This window comes from Rhizobium sp. Root1204 (assembly GCF_001424965.1).
Taxonomy (GTDB): Bacteria; Pseudomonadota; Alphaproteobacteria; order Rhizobiales; family Rhizobiaceae; genus Pararhizobium.
On the sequence record NZ_LMCZ01000004.1, the window covers coordinates 41,068 to 55,483 of the forward strand.

The 14,416-nt window shown below is 59.3% G+C and carries 13 protein-coding genes; 10 read left to right on the plus strand and 3 right to left on the minus strand.

From position 1 onward, the window contains the following. Nucleotides 1–41 precede the first annotated feature (41 nt). A complete protein-coding gene (locus ASC96_RS32490; protein ID WP_156393936.1) occupies nt 42–191 on the minus strand; it encodes a hypothetical protein in 150 nt (49 codons plus the stop codon). 57 nt (nt 192–248) lie between these two features. On the opposite strand from ASC96_RS32490, the gene topA reads away from it, so the two are divergent. The 6 genes from topA to rpmG all read left to right on the plus strand — a co-directional run bounded on the left by topA (nt 249) and on the right by rpmG (nt 7,998). Further along, a complete protein-coding gene (topA, locus tag ASC96_RS05770) occupies nt 249–2,945 on the plus strand; it encodes a type I DNA topoisomerase (RefSeq protein ID WP_060502109.1) in 2,697 nt (898 codons plus the stop codon). Nucleotides 2,946–2,947: 2 nt separating this feature from the next. Further along, nucleotides 2,948–5,323 carry a ribonuclease R gene (gene rnr / locus ASC96_RS05775; protein ID WP_060502110.1) on the plus strand — a complete coding sequence of 792 codons (2,376 nt, stop codon included), beginning with the start codon at nt 2,948–2,950 and terminating at the stop codon, nt 5,321–5,323. A gap of 46 nt (nt 5,324–5,369) precedes the next feature. Beyond that, nucleotides 5,370–5,831, plus strand: a complete 462-nt coding sequence (locus tag ASC96_RS05780; RefSeq protein ID WP_060502221.1) for a DUF983 domain-containing protein — start codon at nt 5,370–5,372, stop codon at nt 5,829–5,831. Between the two features lie 86 nt (nt 5,832–5,917). Continuing rightward, a complete protein-coding gene (locus ASC96_RS05785; protein WP_060502222.1) occupies nt 5,918–6,538 on the plus strand; it encodes an NUDIX hydrolase in 621 nt (206 codons plus the stop codon). A 13-nt stretch (nt 6,539–6,551) separates the two neighbouring features. Beyond that, the gene (locus tag ASC96_RS05790) at nt 6,552–7,736 is read left to right on the plus strand and encodes an MFS transporter (protein ID WP_060502111.1); all 1,185 of its coding nucleotides are present in this window, start codon (nt 6,552–6,554) and stop codon (nt 7,734–7,736) included. Nucleotides 7,737–7,830: 94 nt separating this feature from the next. Continuing rightward, nucleotides 7,831–7,998, plus strand: a complete 168-nt coding sequence (gene rpmG, locus ASC96_RS05795; RefSeq protein WP_060502112.1) for a 50S ribosomal protein L33 — start codon at nt 7,831–7,833, stop codon at nt 7,996–7,998. Between the two features lie 721 nt (nt 7,999–8,719). On the opposite strand, the gene ASC96_RS05800 is transcribed toward rpmG, so the two are convergent. After that, nucleotides 8,720–10,087, minus strand: coding sequence for a PleD family two-component system response regulator (locus ASC96_RS05800; protein WP_060502113.1), 1,368 nt, complete (start codon nt 10,085–10,087; stop codon nt 8,720–8,722). 114 nt (nt 10,088–10,201) lie between these two features. Continuing rightward, nucleotides 10,202–10,573 carry a response regulator gene (locus ASC96_RS05805; RefSeq protein WP_003547430.1) on the minus strand — a complete coding sequence of 124 codons (372 nt, stop codon included), beginning with the start codon at nt 10,571–10,573 and terminating at the stop codon, nt 10,202–10,204. A gap of 164 nt (nt 10,574–10,737) precedes the next feature. Between ASC96_RS05805 and ASC96_RS05810 the strand changes: the two genes are divergently transcribed. The 4 genes from ASC96_RS05810 to ASC96_RS05825 all read left to right on the plus strand — a co-directional run bounded on the left by ASC96_RS05810 (nt 10,738) and on the right by ASC96_RS05825 (nt 14,413). Beyond that, nucleotides 10,738–11,010: a DUF3572 domain-containing protein gene (locus tag ASC96_RS05810; protein WP_060502223.1), complete on the plus strand. Its 273-nt coding sequence runs from the start codon at nt 10,738–10,740 to the stop codon at nt 11,008–11,010. Nucleotides 11,011–11,012: 2 nt separating this feature from the next. Then, entirely contained in the window at nt 11,013–11,654 is a 642-nt protein-coding gene (locus ASC96_RS05815; RefSeq protein WP_060502114.1) for a hypothetical protein, read from the plus strand. A gap of 142 nt (nt 11,655–11,796) precedes the next feature. Then, nucleotides 11,797–13,086: a DNA polymerase IV gene (locus tag ASC96_RS05820; RefSeq protein WP_060502115.1), complete on the plus strand. Its 1,290-nt coding sequence runs from the start codon at nt 11,797–11,799 to the stop codon at nt 13,084–13,086. 103 nt (nt 13,087–13,189) lie between these two features. Next, nucleotides 13,190–14,413, plus strand: a complete 1,224-nt coding sequence (locus ASC96_RS05825) for a L,D-transpeptidase family protein (protein WP_082511970.1) — start codon at nt 13,190–13,192, stop codon at nt 14,411–14,413. Nucleotides 14,414–14,416 lie beyond the last annotated feature (3 nt).

The window sequence follows — 14,416 nt, forward strand, 5'->3', positions numbered from 1 at the left end:
GCAGAAGCATCGCTTTCTGCCAGTGCCCCGCGAGATGGAAATTACACTTCAAAGACGATATCGTATTTATCTTTAATTGCAATACGCACGTAATCACTTATAGGTTGCATCGCGTTGTGGCCGGTTATTTTGGGCGCAGCACTTGACCGCAGACGAATCCCTGTCCATGTCGGGGCATCGATATTTCCCATTGTGCCGCCTCTTCCCGGCCTGGCACAGCTTTGAACGGTTGCTTTGAGAATATGACCATGAATGTCGTCGTCGTGGAATCGCCTTCAAAGGCGAAGACCATCAACAAGTATCTGGGCCCCGGTTACAAGGTTCTCGCCTCCTTCGGTCACGTCCGCGATTTGCCGGCCAAGGACGGCTCGGTTCTTCCGGATGATGATTTTTCCATGCTCTGGGAAGTCAGCACCAAATCCGCCAAGCACATGAAAGATATCGCCGACGCCCTGAAATCGGCTGATCGTCTCATTCTCGCAACCGACCCGGACCGCGAAGGGGAAGCCATTTCCTGGCACGTGCTGGATCTTCTGAACAAGAAGAAACTGATCGCCGGCAAGCCTGTCCAGCGCGTCGTCTTCAATGCGATTACCAAAAAGGCCGTGCTCGACGCGATGGCCAATCCGCGCGACATCGATATCCCGCTGGTGGACGCCTATCTGGCGCGCCGGGCGCTCGACTATCTCGTCGGTTTCAACCTGTCGCCGGTCTTGTGGCGCAAGCTGCCGGGTGCCCGTTCGGCAGGGCGTGTGCAATCTGTCACGCTGCGCCTCGTCTGCGACCGCGAAGCCGAAATCGAGCGTTTCGTGTCCGAGGAATACTGGAATCTTTCGGCGCTTTTGAAGACACCGCGTGGCGACGAGTTCGAGGCCCGCCTGGTTTCCACCGGCGGCAACCGTCTGCCGCCCCGCGGCGTGACCAATGGCGAGGACGCCGGCAAGCTGAAAGCCTTGCTGGATGGGGCCGCCTATACGGTCGAGAGCATCGAAGCCAAGCCGGTCAAACGCAATCCGTCGCCGCCGTTCACCACCTCGACGCTGCAGCAGGCTGCGTCTTCCAAGCTCGGCTTTTCAGCGTCGCGCACCATGCAGGTCGCGCAGAAGCTCTATGAAGGCGTGGAACTCGGCGGCGAGACCGTCGGTCTCATTACCTATATGCGTACCGACGGCGTGCAGATGGCGCCTGAAGCGATCGATGCTGCGCGCAGCGCCATTGGCGACCAGTTCGGCAGCCGCTATGTGCCGGAAAAGGCCCGCCTCTATTCGACCAAGGCAAAGAATGCCCAGGAAGCCCACGAGGCGGTTCGCCCGACAGACTTCACCCGCACTCCCGACCAGGTGCGCAACTTTCTCGACGCTGACCAGCTACGACTCTATGACCTGATCTGGAAGCGCGGTATTGCCAGCCAGATGGCGTCAGCCGAGATTGAGCGTACCACGGCCGAGATCACCGCCGACAACAAGGGCGAGAAGGCTGGCTTGCGCGCCGTCGGATCGGTCATCCGTTTCGATGGCTTCATTGCGGCCTATACCGATGCCAAGGAAGATGGCGAGCAGAGCGACGATGAAGATGGCCGCCTGCCGGAAATCAACGCACGCGAAAACCTCGCCAAGCAGAAGATCAACTCGACCCAGCATTTCACCGAGCCGCCGCCGCGCTATTCGGAAGCATCGCTGATCAAGAAGATGGAAGAGCTCGGCATCGGCCGCCCTTCCACCTATGCCGCGACCGTAACGACGCTGCTTGATCGCGAATACATCGTCAACGACAAGCGCAAGCTGATCCCCGAAGCCAAGGGCCGGCTGGTCACGGCGTTCCTTGAGAGCTTCTTTGCGCGCTATGTCGAATATGATTTCACGGCGTCGCTGGAAGAAAAGCTCGACCAGATCTCTGCCGGCGAACTCGACTGGAAGGACGTTCTTCGCGATTTCTGGAAGGATTTCTTCGCCCAGATCGAAGACACCAAGGAATTGCGCGTCACCAACGTGCTCGATGCGCTGAACGAAGAACTGGCACCGCTGGTCTTCCCCAAGCGCGAGGATGGCAGCGATCCGCGCATCTGCCAGGTCTGCGGCACCGGCAAGCTGTCGCTGAAACTCGGCAAGTATGGCGCTTTCGTCGGTTGCTCGAACTACCCGGAATGCAACTTCACCCGTCAACTGTCATCCGACAGCAATGGCGGCGATGAAGCGGCAGTCTCGAACGAGCCGCTGGCACTCGGCAAGGATCCGCATACGGGCGAGGAAATCACCCTGCGCTCCGGCCGCTTCGGCCCCTATGTCCAGCGTGGTGATGGCAAGGAAGCCAAGCGTTCTAGCCTGCCGAAAGGCTGGACACCGGCCAGCATTGACCATGAAAAGGCACTGGCGCTGCTATCGCTGCCGCGCGATATCGGCGCGCACCCCGAAACCGGCAAGATGATCTCGTCCGGCCTCGGCCGCTATGGGCCGTTCATTCTGCATGACGGCAAGTACGCCAATGTCGAAAGCATCGAGGACGTATTCTCGATTGGTCTCAACCGCGCGGTCTCGGTGCTTGCCGACAAGCAGGCGAAGGGACCGGGCGGACGCGGCGCATCGGCTGCTCCTTTGAAGGAAGTCGGCGACCACCCGGATGGCGGACCGATTACCGTCAAGGACGGTAAATACGGCCCTTACGTCAACTGGGGCAAGGTTAATGCGACCCTGCCGAAGGGCAAGGATCCGGTGTCGGTGTCGATGGAAGATGCGTTGCTGCTGATTGCCGAGCGCATAGCCAAGGGTGGCATCAAGCCGGCCAAGGGCAAGGCAACCAAAGCCGCTGCCAAACCAAAAGCTGCAGCGAAAACCGACACGGCGGCCGCCAAATCGGCCAAGCCCAAGGCAGCGGCGAAACCGAAAGCCGCGGCAAAGCCTAAGGCTGCGGCCAAGCCCAAGACAGCTGCAAAAGCGAAGAAAGACTGAACGTGACCAGAAACCCGCGCGATCGAACCGAACGGCCCGGAAAACCCGCAGTCCGGATCGGACGCGCGGGCAAGAAGGTCATCATGCCCACAGACGACACCGTGATCATTCACGGCGCTGTGCCGCCGCGTGATGTGCTGATGCGGTTCATTTCGGAAAATCCGGACAAGGCGTCGAAACGCGAGATCTACAAGGCTTTTGGCCTGAAGGGCGAAACCCGCATCGAGCTGAAATCCCTTTTGCGCGAGATGGAGCAGGATGGGCTCCTGGAGAAGAAGCGTAATTCGCTTGTGCGCCCCGGCGCCCTTCCTCCCGTCACGGTTCTTGACATCACCACCCGCGACAAGGATGGCGAGCTGATTGGCCGTCCGGCCGAATGGCCGGATGATGCGGGCGTGGCACCCGCCGTTTCGATCCGTCAGTCGAGTGTCGGCCAGTCCAAGGGCAAGACGCCCGTCGGCGGTATCGGCGACCGGGTTCTGGCGAAGATTTTCCCGGCCAAGGATCGCGGCGGTCCGGCCTATACGGCGCGCATCATCAAGGTGCTCGACCGCAAGCGCAACAACAACGCAGCACTGGGCGTCTTCCGGGAAATGCCCGGCGGCGGTGGCCGGATCATGCCGATCGAAAAGCGCGGCGAGGAAATGCAGGTCGATGCCGAGCACCAGGGACCGGCCAAGGACGGCGACCTGGTCGAGGTCGAAATCGTCCGCTCCGGCCGTTTTGGTCTGCCGCGCGCCGCAGTCAAGAACGTCATCGGCTCCGTTGCTACCGAAAAAGCGATCTCGATGATCGCCATCCATGCGCATGGCATTCCCTACATCTTCCCCGACAGCGTCATCAAGGAAGCCGATGCCGCTGGCCCCGCCAGCATGTCGCACCGCGAGGACTGGCGTTCGCTGCCGTTGATCACCATCGACCCGGCCGACGCGAAGGACCATGATGACGCCGTACATGCCGAGCCCGACCCGTCGCCCGACAATGAAGGCGGCGTCATCGTCACCGTCGCGATCGCCGATGTCTCCTGGTATGTGCGGCCGAAATCGGCGCTCGACCAGGAAGCAGCCAAGCGCGGCAATTCGGTCTATTTCCCCGACCGCGTCGTGCCGATGCTGCCGGAGCGGATTTCCAATGAACTCTGCTCGCTCAAGCAGGGCGTCGATCGGCCGGCGCTTGCCGTTCGCATGCGGTTTTCCAAGGAAGGCCGCAAGGCTGGCCACACCTTCCATCGCATCATGATGAAGAGTGCTGCCAAGCTCTCCTACAACCAGGCGCAGGCCGCGATCGATGGCAATCCGGACGATCAGACCGGACCGCTGCTGGAGCCGATCCTGAAGCCGCTTTGGAACGCCTATGCGATCCTGACGCGCGGCCGCGACCGGCGCCAACCGCTCGAACTCAACATGCCCGAGCGCAAGATCGTCCTCAAAGACGACGGCACTGTCGATCGCGTCTTCGTGCCGGACCGGCTCGATGCCCACAAGCTGATCGAAGAGATGATGATCCAGGCCAATGTGGCCGCAGCCGAGACGCTCGAGATCAAGCGCCAGCCGCTGGTCTACCGTGTCCATGATGCGCCGTCGCTCGCCAAGCAGGAGACGCTGCGCGAGTTTCTGGCGACGCTCGACCTTTCGCTGGTCAAGGGCGGCAACCTGCGTTCCAACCATTTCAACGGCATCCTGTCGCAGGCTGCAGACAAGCCGTTTGAGACCATGGTCAACGAGATGGTGCTGCGTTCGCAGAGCCAGGCAATCTACAGCCCGGAAAATATCGGCCATTTCGGCCTCAACCTGATGAAATACGCCCATTTCACCTCGCCGATCCGCCGTTATGCCGACCTGATCGTGCATCGTGCGCTGGTCGGTACGCTGGGGCTTGGCGAAGGCGGCATCACGCCGGCCGAGGAAGCGGCACTCAATGATATTGCAGCCGAGATTTCCACGTTCGAACGCCGGGCAATGGCCGCCGAGCGTGATACCATCGACCGGCTGATTGCCCATCACCTGAGTGGCCGGGTCAACGAGGAATTCGACGGACGCATATCAGGTGTGACCAAGGCGGGACTATTTGTCACTCTTCCGGCCTATGGCGCAGACGGGTTCGTGCCTATATCTACGCTGGGACGCGATTATTTCATCTATGACGAAGCCCACCAGGCCCTTTCCGGCGAAAAAACCGGACTTGGCTATCGTCTTGGCGATCAGATCCGCGTCAAACTGGTGGAAGCCGTGCCGCTTGCCGGCGCGCTCCGCTTCGAGATGATCAGCGAAGGACGCAAGATGCCGACGGCAACGCGCTCCTTCCACAAGTCCGGCCGCAGGGATCGCAGCGGCGCTCGCAAGATGCCGGGAACGCGACCACCGCGCGGCAAGCGATAGAGGATGTGAGGGATGCGCCTTGCGTCCACAGGTTGAGGATATGGACATGCAGGCAACTGGCAGCACTCCGGAAACAGTCCGCTTCGAGCAGACACGCGAAGCCGATCGTCCGGTTGGACGATCGATCAAGCGCGGACTTCTGAACAAGTGCCCGGCCTGCGGCAGCGGCAAGCTGTTTGGCCGCTTCCTGAAGACCGTGCATGAATGCTCGGCCTGTGGCGAGCAGCTGGACCAGCATCGCGCCGATGATTTTCCGCCCTATATCGTCGTCACCATCATGGGCCACATCGTGCTCGGCGGCTTCATGGCAACCGAAATGCTGCTGCCGATGTCGAACTGGGGTCATCTGGCGATCTGGGTGCCGATCACGATCATCGGCTCGCTCGCGATGATGCAGCCGGTCAAGGGCGGTGTCGTCGGCCTGCAATGGGCTCTGAAGATGCACGGATTCGGCGGCCATGCTGACGAACCGGCAGACGCCCTGCCGGTCCCGGACCGGACTGCGTGACAGCCAGTAGTGGCGGGCCGGACGACGGCCCCTCCCTCGATAATGTCAAAATACGGTCGCCGCGGCCGCGCGATGCCGCGTCGATCATGCTGCTCGACCGCTCGCAGGCTCATGTGCGCGTCCTCGTCGGGCGCCGGCACAAGGCGCATGTCTTCATGCCAAACCTGCATGTCTTTCCCGGCGGCCGCCGGGACAGGGACGACCACAAGCTCCCCTTTAGCGGCGATATGCAACCCGCTGTGCTGGAGCGGTTGAAAACCGGTTACAAGCATTCTGCCTCCCATAGCCGCCTTCGCGCCATCGCGCTTGCCGCCATTCGCGAACTGCATGAAGAGGCGAGCATCGCAGTCGGTTCTTCAGGCTGCGGAAACACTCTGTTACCTTTCCTTCCCGATTTGACAAACTTGCGCTATATGGCACGGGCGATTACGCCGCCGGGACATCCGCGCCGTTTCGACACCCATTTCTTCGCCCTGTTCACGGACGAAGCGGGGATCGATCCGGGTGATATCCGCGACAGCCGGGAGCTTGAAGACTTGAGATGGATTGATGTGAACGATGTTTCGGCAGTGCAGTTGCCGGACATTACCGAAATCATCCTTGGCGACTTGAGGGCAAGCCTTCAATCGGACGCATCTCTGCCCTTCGGAAGACCGGTACCGTTCTATTACACCCGTCATGGGCGCTTTGTCCGCGACCTCCTTTAGGGAATTTCATTGCATGTCACAGCCGCCGTCCGGCACGCCTGCGCCGGTTGAGGAAATACACTGGCCATCGCTGGTTGCCGCCGTTGCCGCCATCACGGCCGTCGGCATCGCAATCGGCCTCGGCCTGCCGCTGCTCAGCATCATCATGGAAAAGCGCGGTATCTCCTCGACGATGATCGGCCTGAACTCGGCAATGGCAGGTCTTGCCTCGATGGCGGCAGCGACCGTCACGGCGAAGATCGCCCACCGTTTCGGCGTCGCCAATACCATGCTGCTCGCTATCGTCCTTGCCGCGATCAGTGCGCTCGGTTTCTATTACATCCAAAATTTCCTGCTGTGGTTTCCGCTGCGTGTCGTCTTTCACGGCGCGATCACGGTGCTGTTTGTCCTTTCCGAGTTCTGGATCAACGCCACAGCCCCACCGAGCCGCCGCGGGCTCGTCCTGGGGATTTACGGCACTGTCCTGTCGCTCGGCTTTGCCGCGGGCCCCCTGCTCTTCTCAATCCTCGGCAGCGAGGGCATCCTGCCATTTGCCTTTGGCGCCAGCGTTATTCTGCTGGCAGCCATACCGATCTTCCTAGCCCGCAACGAAAGCCCGGTTCTGGACGAAAAACCCGAACTGCATTTCATGCGTTACGTGTTCCTGGTGCCGACCGCCACCGCCGCCGTGTTCATTTTCGGTGCTGTCGAATCAGGTGGCCTGTCACTCTTTCCAATTTACGGAACCCGCAGTGGCTTCACCGAATCGCAGGCAGCCTTGCTCCTGACCGTCATGGGCATCGGCAATGTGATTTTTCAGATTCCGCTGGGCATGCTGTCCGACCGCATGAAGGACCGGCGCAACCTTTTGGCCCTGATGACCGTTGTCGGGTTGATCGGCGCGCTGTGCCTGCCCCTCCTGCAGGGCAACTGGTGGCTGATGGCTGTCGTGCTCTTGTTCTGGGGCGGCAGCGTCTCCGGCCTGTATACGGTCGGTCTCAGCCATCTCGGTTCGCGCCTGACCGGTGCCGATCTCGCCGCCGCCAATGCCGCCTTCATCTTCTCCTATGCGGTGGGAACGGTGGCAGGACCGCAGGCCATCGGTGCCGCCATGGATATTTCTGGGAATAACGGTTTTGCCTGGGCAATCGCCGGATTCTTCGGGCTTTATGTGGTACTTTCCGTGGTGAGAATCGTTTTCAACCCAAAACGGACTTGACTTTTCGGGTGCGATTTGTAGTTTCGCGCCAAGTTTGCCGGGACCCTTCCCTTGGAAGTCCGCGGCTTTGTTTTTTTATAAAGGCAGGACGACCATGGCGAAAGCTGCAAAAATCAAGATCAAGCTGCTGTCGACGGCCGACACGGGTACTTTCTACGTGACCACGAAGAACAGCCGTACGAAGACGGACAAGATGTCCTTCACGAAGTACGACCCGGTCGTACGCAAGCACGTTGAATTCAAGGAAACCAAGATCAAGTAAGATCTGGTTTTTCTTGTGGAGTTAAGAAGGCGTCGGCTGAAAAGCCTGGCGCCTTTTTCTTGTCGCCCAGTGTGGTACGGGTGAAACGGCGATACAGCCGGGATTAGGCCCTAAAACAAAAACGCTGCCCCCACGACAGGGACAGCGTTTTAATGGGCGTCGGCTGACCGCTACCGCGGCACGAGGAACCGCATTGGCAACAGATCAGCCGACAAACCCCACGACCCAGGAGATGCGGCGGACCTGACATCATGGGGTAACTGATGGGAGTTGCTTTCTCCCTTGCCCCAGAGAATTGACTGAAAACAAAAAAAAATCAATGAATTCTTAACTACGGCGCGCAAGAGCGCCCGGCCATGGTTAATTTAACCATTACCTAATGGACCATCCAGAGCTGATTCTGCGGTGAGCCGATCCTCGAAAGATTGTTTTTAAATGTAGTATTACTTTTTCATAGAATGACGAAATGGCAATGCGAAAAGCCTCATTAAGGCAATCGAAATGTTTAAATATTTGAATTGTATATTTTATTTCGTGATACTAGAAATCACCCGTGATTTTTCCCGTCTACATGGCAGAGATTACGGGCCAATCTGACTACTTTTGCGCGACAAACCATCCACGAGCACGCTTTCCGGTCAGCTTATCGCGCCGTCCGAACAAGCCCGTCTTTTTCCTGTGGAAAACCGCGCAAAAGGCCGATATCCCGCTCAAATCCCTCTCAGGCAGCAGCGGCTACTACCCGGTTGCGGCCATTGTTCTTGGCCTGATACAGCGCCGTATCCGCACGTTTCAGCAAAGCCTCCGCTGTATCGCCTTCCGGGTTTAGCGTCGCAATGCCAAGTGACGCCGTTATCGAGAGACGCCTATCGGAATTCGGCAGAACGAAGCTCCTGTCTTCGACAATGGAGCGCAAGCGCTCGGCGATCGCTGCGGCCGCATCCGCCGGTGTATCCGGCATCACGACAACGAACTCCTCGCCGCCAAACCGGCAGGCAAGGTCGGCGCCACGCACCGTCGAGCGCACACGATGAGCAAAATCACGCAGAACCTCGTCTCCAGCGTCATGACCATAGGTATCATTGACGCTCTTGAAGCGATCGATATCGGTGATGCAGATCGACAGCGGCCGGCCGCGCGCAAGAGCGCGATCGATCAGAAGCTTCAGATGATTGTCGAGATAGCGGCGATTGTGCAGGCCGGTCAGCCCGTCCGTGACCGCCAGCTCGATCGTCTGCTTGACGCTGGCGCGCAGCCGGTCATTGCAATGCTTGCGGCGGATCTGCGTCAGACTGCGGGCAACCAGTTCGTTCGGATCGACGGGCCGCATCAAATAGTCGGTGACGCCCAGATCGAGTGCGCGAACCACCATCTCGTCATGCCCCTGCTCGGCGATGATGAGGAGCGGAATATAGCGCGTGCGCTCCAGCGAACGAAGTTGCGAGCAGAGCCGCAACGGATCGTAGTCATCGAAATTCGAGTTGACGATGACGAGATCGAAACTGTTTTCGGCGGCCTCAAACAAGGCTGCCTGCGGATCCGACATCGCCGTCACTTCCGCAATCGGCTTCAAGGCCCGGATGATGCGCTCCTGCGAGCTCCCCCGGCCATCGACAAGCAGGACATTGCCGAACTCGTCGGGCCGATCCAATGCGGTCATATCCTGCAGGCCGACATTGTGGGCAGTTTCGGCGCGAAGGCGCAGTTCGTCGCTAACATTCTTCAGCCGGACGAGACTTTTGACCCGTGACATCAACTGCAGGTCGTTGACCGGTTTGGTCAGAAAATCGTCGGCGCCGGCTTTCAGCCCCCTCACCCGATCCGACGGCTGATCGAGAGCTGTCACCATGACGACGGGAATATGCGCGGTGCGCGGGTTCGACTTCAGCCGCTCACAGACCTCGAATCCATCAATGCCCGGCATCATGATATCGAGCAGGATGAGATCCACCGGCTGCTTCTCGCAGATTGCCAAAGCCTCATAACCATCGGATGCCGTCAGGACGTCAAAATACTCGGCGACAAGCCGTGCCTCGAGCAACTTGACGTTGGCCGGTATGTCATCGACGACAAGGATCCGTGCAGTCATGCAATCTTTCCTGCCTATAAGCGCTTGAAACAGAAAGCCGGTTCAACTTTCAAATTCGTCTCATGCGCAAGAATATCGTTAAGGGGCTTCTTATTGGAAGCCCCTGGCGCCGCATCAGGCATCGCCCAAATAAGTTTTGATCGTCTCAATAAATTTCGGCACCGAGATCGGCTTGGAAACGTAGGCTTCGCAGCCTCCTTGCCGGATACGCTCTTCATCACCCTTCATCGCGAAGGCCGTAACGGCTATCACGGGGATGACATGCAATTCGTCATCTTCTTTCAGCCATTTCGTCACCTCAAGCCCGGAAACCTCCGGAAGCTGGATGTCCATAAGGATCAGGTCTGGCCGATGTTTACGAGCAAGATCAAGGGCTTCCATACCATTTCGGGTCTGAATGGTCGTGTACCCCGATGCCTCGATCAGGTCACGAAAGAGCTTCATGTTCAGCTCATTGTCTTCAACAATCATAACCTGCTTGGGCATTTCGATCCCTTGATTTACGGTTCCGGCTTGCATGACCATCACATCGCTATAAGTTGCGGCGCGACTGAGCTCACGGCCCCGGAAGCTTGAAGCTACAGCGATTTGGTTGAAAAACCGGTAATATCCGGTAAAAAATTACCTCAATCCGACAAGGACGAATGCGCGTGACCTCATCCGAAGAAACAGCGATTGCCATCCTCGGCTGGCTTGCAAACGAGCCGGAACTGCTGGGGCGTTTCCTGGCATTGACGGGCACTGATCCATCGTCGCTGCGCCACGCCGCCGCCGATACAGGCTTCCTTACCGGCGTCGTCGATTTCCTGATGGGCCACGAACCGACGCTGCTGGCCTTTTGCGAGACAACCGGCACACGGCCCGAGGATGTGGTGCGGGCGCATCTCATGCTGTCGGGACCAGACAATCCCGGGGATTTCTGACCGTGACGGATATCCTCGATTTCGACCATATCCGTCTGACGGACAGGCCGCTGATCGTCTGCGATATCGACGAAGTCGTGCTCGAATTCCTGACGCCGTTTCGCAACTTCCTGCGCTCCTGCGGCCGTGATCTTTTGCCCCGCTCCTTCCGCCTGCATGGCAATGTCATCGACCTTGACACTGGTTTGCCGGTCGACGATGCGATGACGAGCGAACTGCTGGAGACGTTCTTTCGCCTGCAGGGCCAGTGGCAGACACCTGCCGATCTCGCAGTCGATACCTTGGCCGGGCTTTCCACCGATGCCGATGTCGTCTTTCTCACGGCGATGCCACCCCGCCACACCAGCGTGCGCCGGGCACTGCTCGACCGCCATGGCCTGAACTATCCCCTGCTTGCCAGCGAAGAACCCAAGGGCCCGATCATCAAGCGCCTGCACGATGCCAGGGATGTGCCGCTGGTCTTCATCGATGATATCCTGCGCAACCTGCAGTCCGTTCAGACCCATGCGCCTGATTGTCTGCTGATCAACCTGATGGCAAACGCCCAATTCCGGGCCATGGCGCCGGACCCGGGCGGCGGAATCGCCAAGGCGGACTGCTGGACGGATGCGGACAGGATCATCCGTGCCCATCTGGTGGGTTAAACGGCGGGCAACGAACCGATCCCGGGCAAAAGAACAGCCGCCGTTTATCTTTCCCTTGAAGCCCATCAAGATTGCCTCTCCATACCTTGAGACTCGTCAGCTTAGGGCGTATCGTGAAAATGTTCAACTTTTGTTCCGATCGATGCAAACAGACGCGCAGCAATTTCCGGGGTTTTGCCGAGACTGCCTCACAGGCCAACCGGCCGGCATTCGCCGGTGCCGGGCCTGCGGCAGCCCGCGCCTGCTCTATCATTCCGAACTCTATCAGCTGACACTCGCCCATATCGATTGCGATGCCTTCTATGCTTCGGTCGAAAAACGCGACAATCCCGAATTGGCCGACAAGCCTGTGATCATCGGCGGCGGCAAGCGCGGCGTCGTCTCTACCGCCTGCTATATCGCTCGCATTCACGGGGTACGGTCCGCCATGCCGATGTTCAAGGCGCTGGAGGCTTGCCCGCAAGCCGTTGTCATCAAACCGGACATGGAAAAATACGTGCGGGTCGGCCGCCAGGTGCGCACTCTGATGCAGGAACTGACGCCGCTGGTGCAGCCGTTGTCGATTGATGAAGCATTTCTGGAGCTCCAGGGCACCGAGCGGCTGCATCATGATCCCCCTGCCCGGACATTGGCCAGATTTGCCCGCCGGGTCGAACAGGAGATCGGCATTACTGTTTCGGTCGGCCTGTCCTATTGTAAATTCCTCGCCAAGGTGGCGTCCGACCTGCAGAAACCGCGCGGCTTTTCGGTGATCGGCGCTGCCGAAGCATTGGATTTCCTCAAGGACAGGCCGGTGACGCTGATCTGGGGCGTCGGCAAGGCCTTTGCGGCAACCCTGGAGCGCGACGGCATCCGCACCATAGGCCAGTTGCAGACAATGGACGAAACCGTCCTGATGAAGCGCTATGGCACATTGGGCCAGCGTCTCTACCGGCTGTCGCGTGGCCAGGATGAGCGCAGCGTTGAAATCAACGGCGAAGCCAAGAGCGTTTCCTCGGAGACCACCTTTAACGATGACCTGTGCGACTATGACGATCTGGTCACACATCTGCGCCGGTTGAGCGAACAGGTGGCCCACCGGCTGCGCAAGGCCGACATTGCCGGCCAGACGGTGGTGCTCAAGCTGAAGACCGCCGACTTCAAGAGCCGGACGCGCAACCGCCGCCTCGACAGCCCGACCCGGCTTGCCGACCGCATCTTCCGCACCGGCATGCAGCTTCTGGACAAGGAAACCGACGGGACAAAATTCCGGCTGATCGGGATCGGCGTCTCCGACCTTTCCAATCCCGATCTGGCCGATCCGCCGGATCTCGTCGATACGCAGGCGACGCGGCGCGCGGCTGCGGAAGCTGCGATCAATACGCTGCGCGATAAGTTCGGCAAGGCGACGGTCGAGACCGGTTATACGTTCGGCAAGGACCGGCGAAAGTAGCAGGCTTCACATTCTCGTGTTCCAGACGGAACGGCAAAGCTTCCTTAAACCTATCAAACTAGGCTCATCTTCTGTCTCTTGCGTCCGGATGTTCCTGATGGTTTTGCGTTTTACATTTGGTCTCGGCTTCGCCCTCGCCTTGTCTGCCAGCGTTGCGTTTGCAAGCGAGCAAGCTCCTCTGCAGATCGTGGTTTCCAGGGACCAGCAGTCACTCGTGGTCTATGACGGCGATACGGTGGTCGCCACCTCCAATGTCTCGACCGGTAAGGCCGGCCATTCGACGCCAACCGGCATTTTCTCGATCCTTGAAAAACGCCGCTCCCACAAGTCGAACATTTATTCGAATGCGCCGATGCCGTTCATGCAGCGGCTGACCTGGTCAGGCATTGCGCTGCACGCCTCCAACCACGTTCCCAGCTACCCGGCCTCGCATGGCTGCATACGGATGCCGGATGCCTTTGCCAAGCAACTCTTCAAGATGACCGGCCGTGGCCTGCATGTGCTGGTCTCCGATCGCCAGTTGACGCCGGCCGCCATCTCCGATCCGTTCCTGTTCCAGCCCAAAGGGAAAGAGCCGGAACTGCTATCGGACGCTACATTGCGGCTGAGCGTTTCGCAGGTCCAGACGCAATCCGTCGAAGTTGCCACGATCGAGCCCCCGCCGGAAAAACCGGCCGCCGTCGAGATGGAAAAGCAGCCGCCGATCCGGATGCTGATCACCCATCGCGGCACACGCGAAATCACCATGGACATCCAGAGCCTGCTCAACGAGCTTGGTTATGCAGCCGGGCTCGCCGACGGCTATGCCGGTATGCAGACCGCTGACGCCATCAAAGCGTTCCAGACTGCGGAACAACTAGCTGTCGACGGCAAGATGACCGCCACCTTCATCGATGCACTCTACGCCAAGGCGGGCAAGGGCAAGCCGCCAAACGGCCAGCTTCTCGTTCGCCGCGATTTCGAGCCGTTGTTCGAAACACCCGTGTTGATCGACCGGCCGGAAGTCGCACTCGGCACGCATTTTTTCCAGTTCCAGGATATCGACGCTTCCACCGGCAAGGGCGAATGGTTCGCCATGACGCTCGACAACACATTGCCTGGACCGATGAAAAAGCGCCTTGGCATCACCATCGAGGAAGACCCGATGGCCTTCAATGCAGCCCAGCGCACACTGGCCCGGATCACGGTGCCGGACGAAACTCGCGAACGGATCGAAGAACTGCTCGCCGAGGGTTCGTCCCTCACCATTTCCGACATGGGCCTTGGCCAGGAAACAGGCGCCGGTACGGACTTCGTGACCGTCACCCGAACCCGATCAAAATCTTGATGG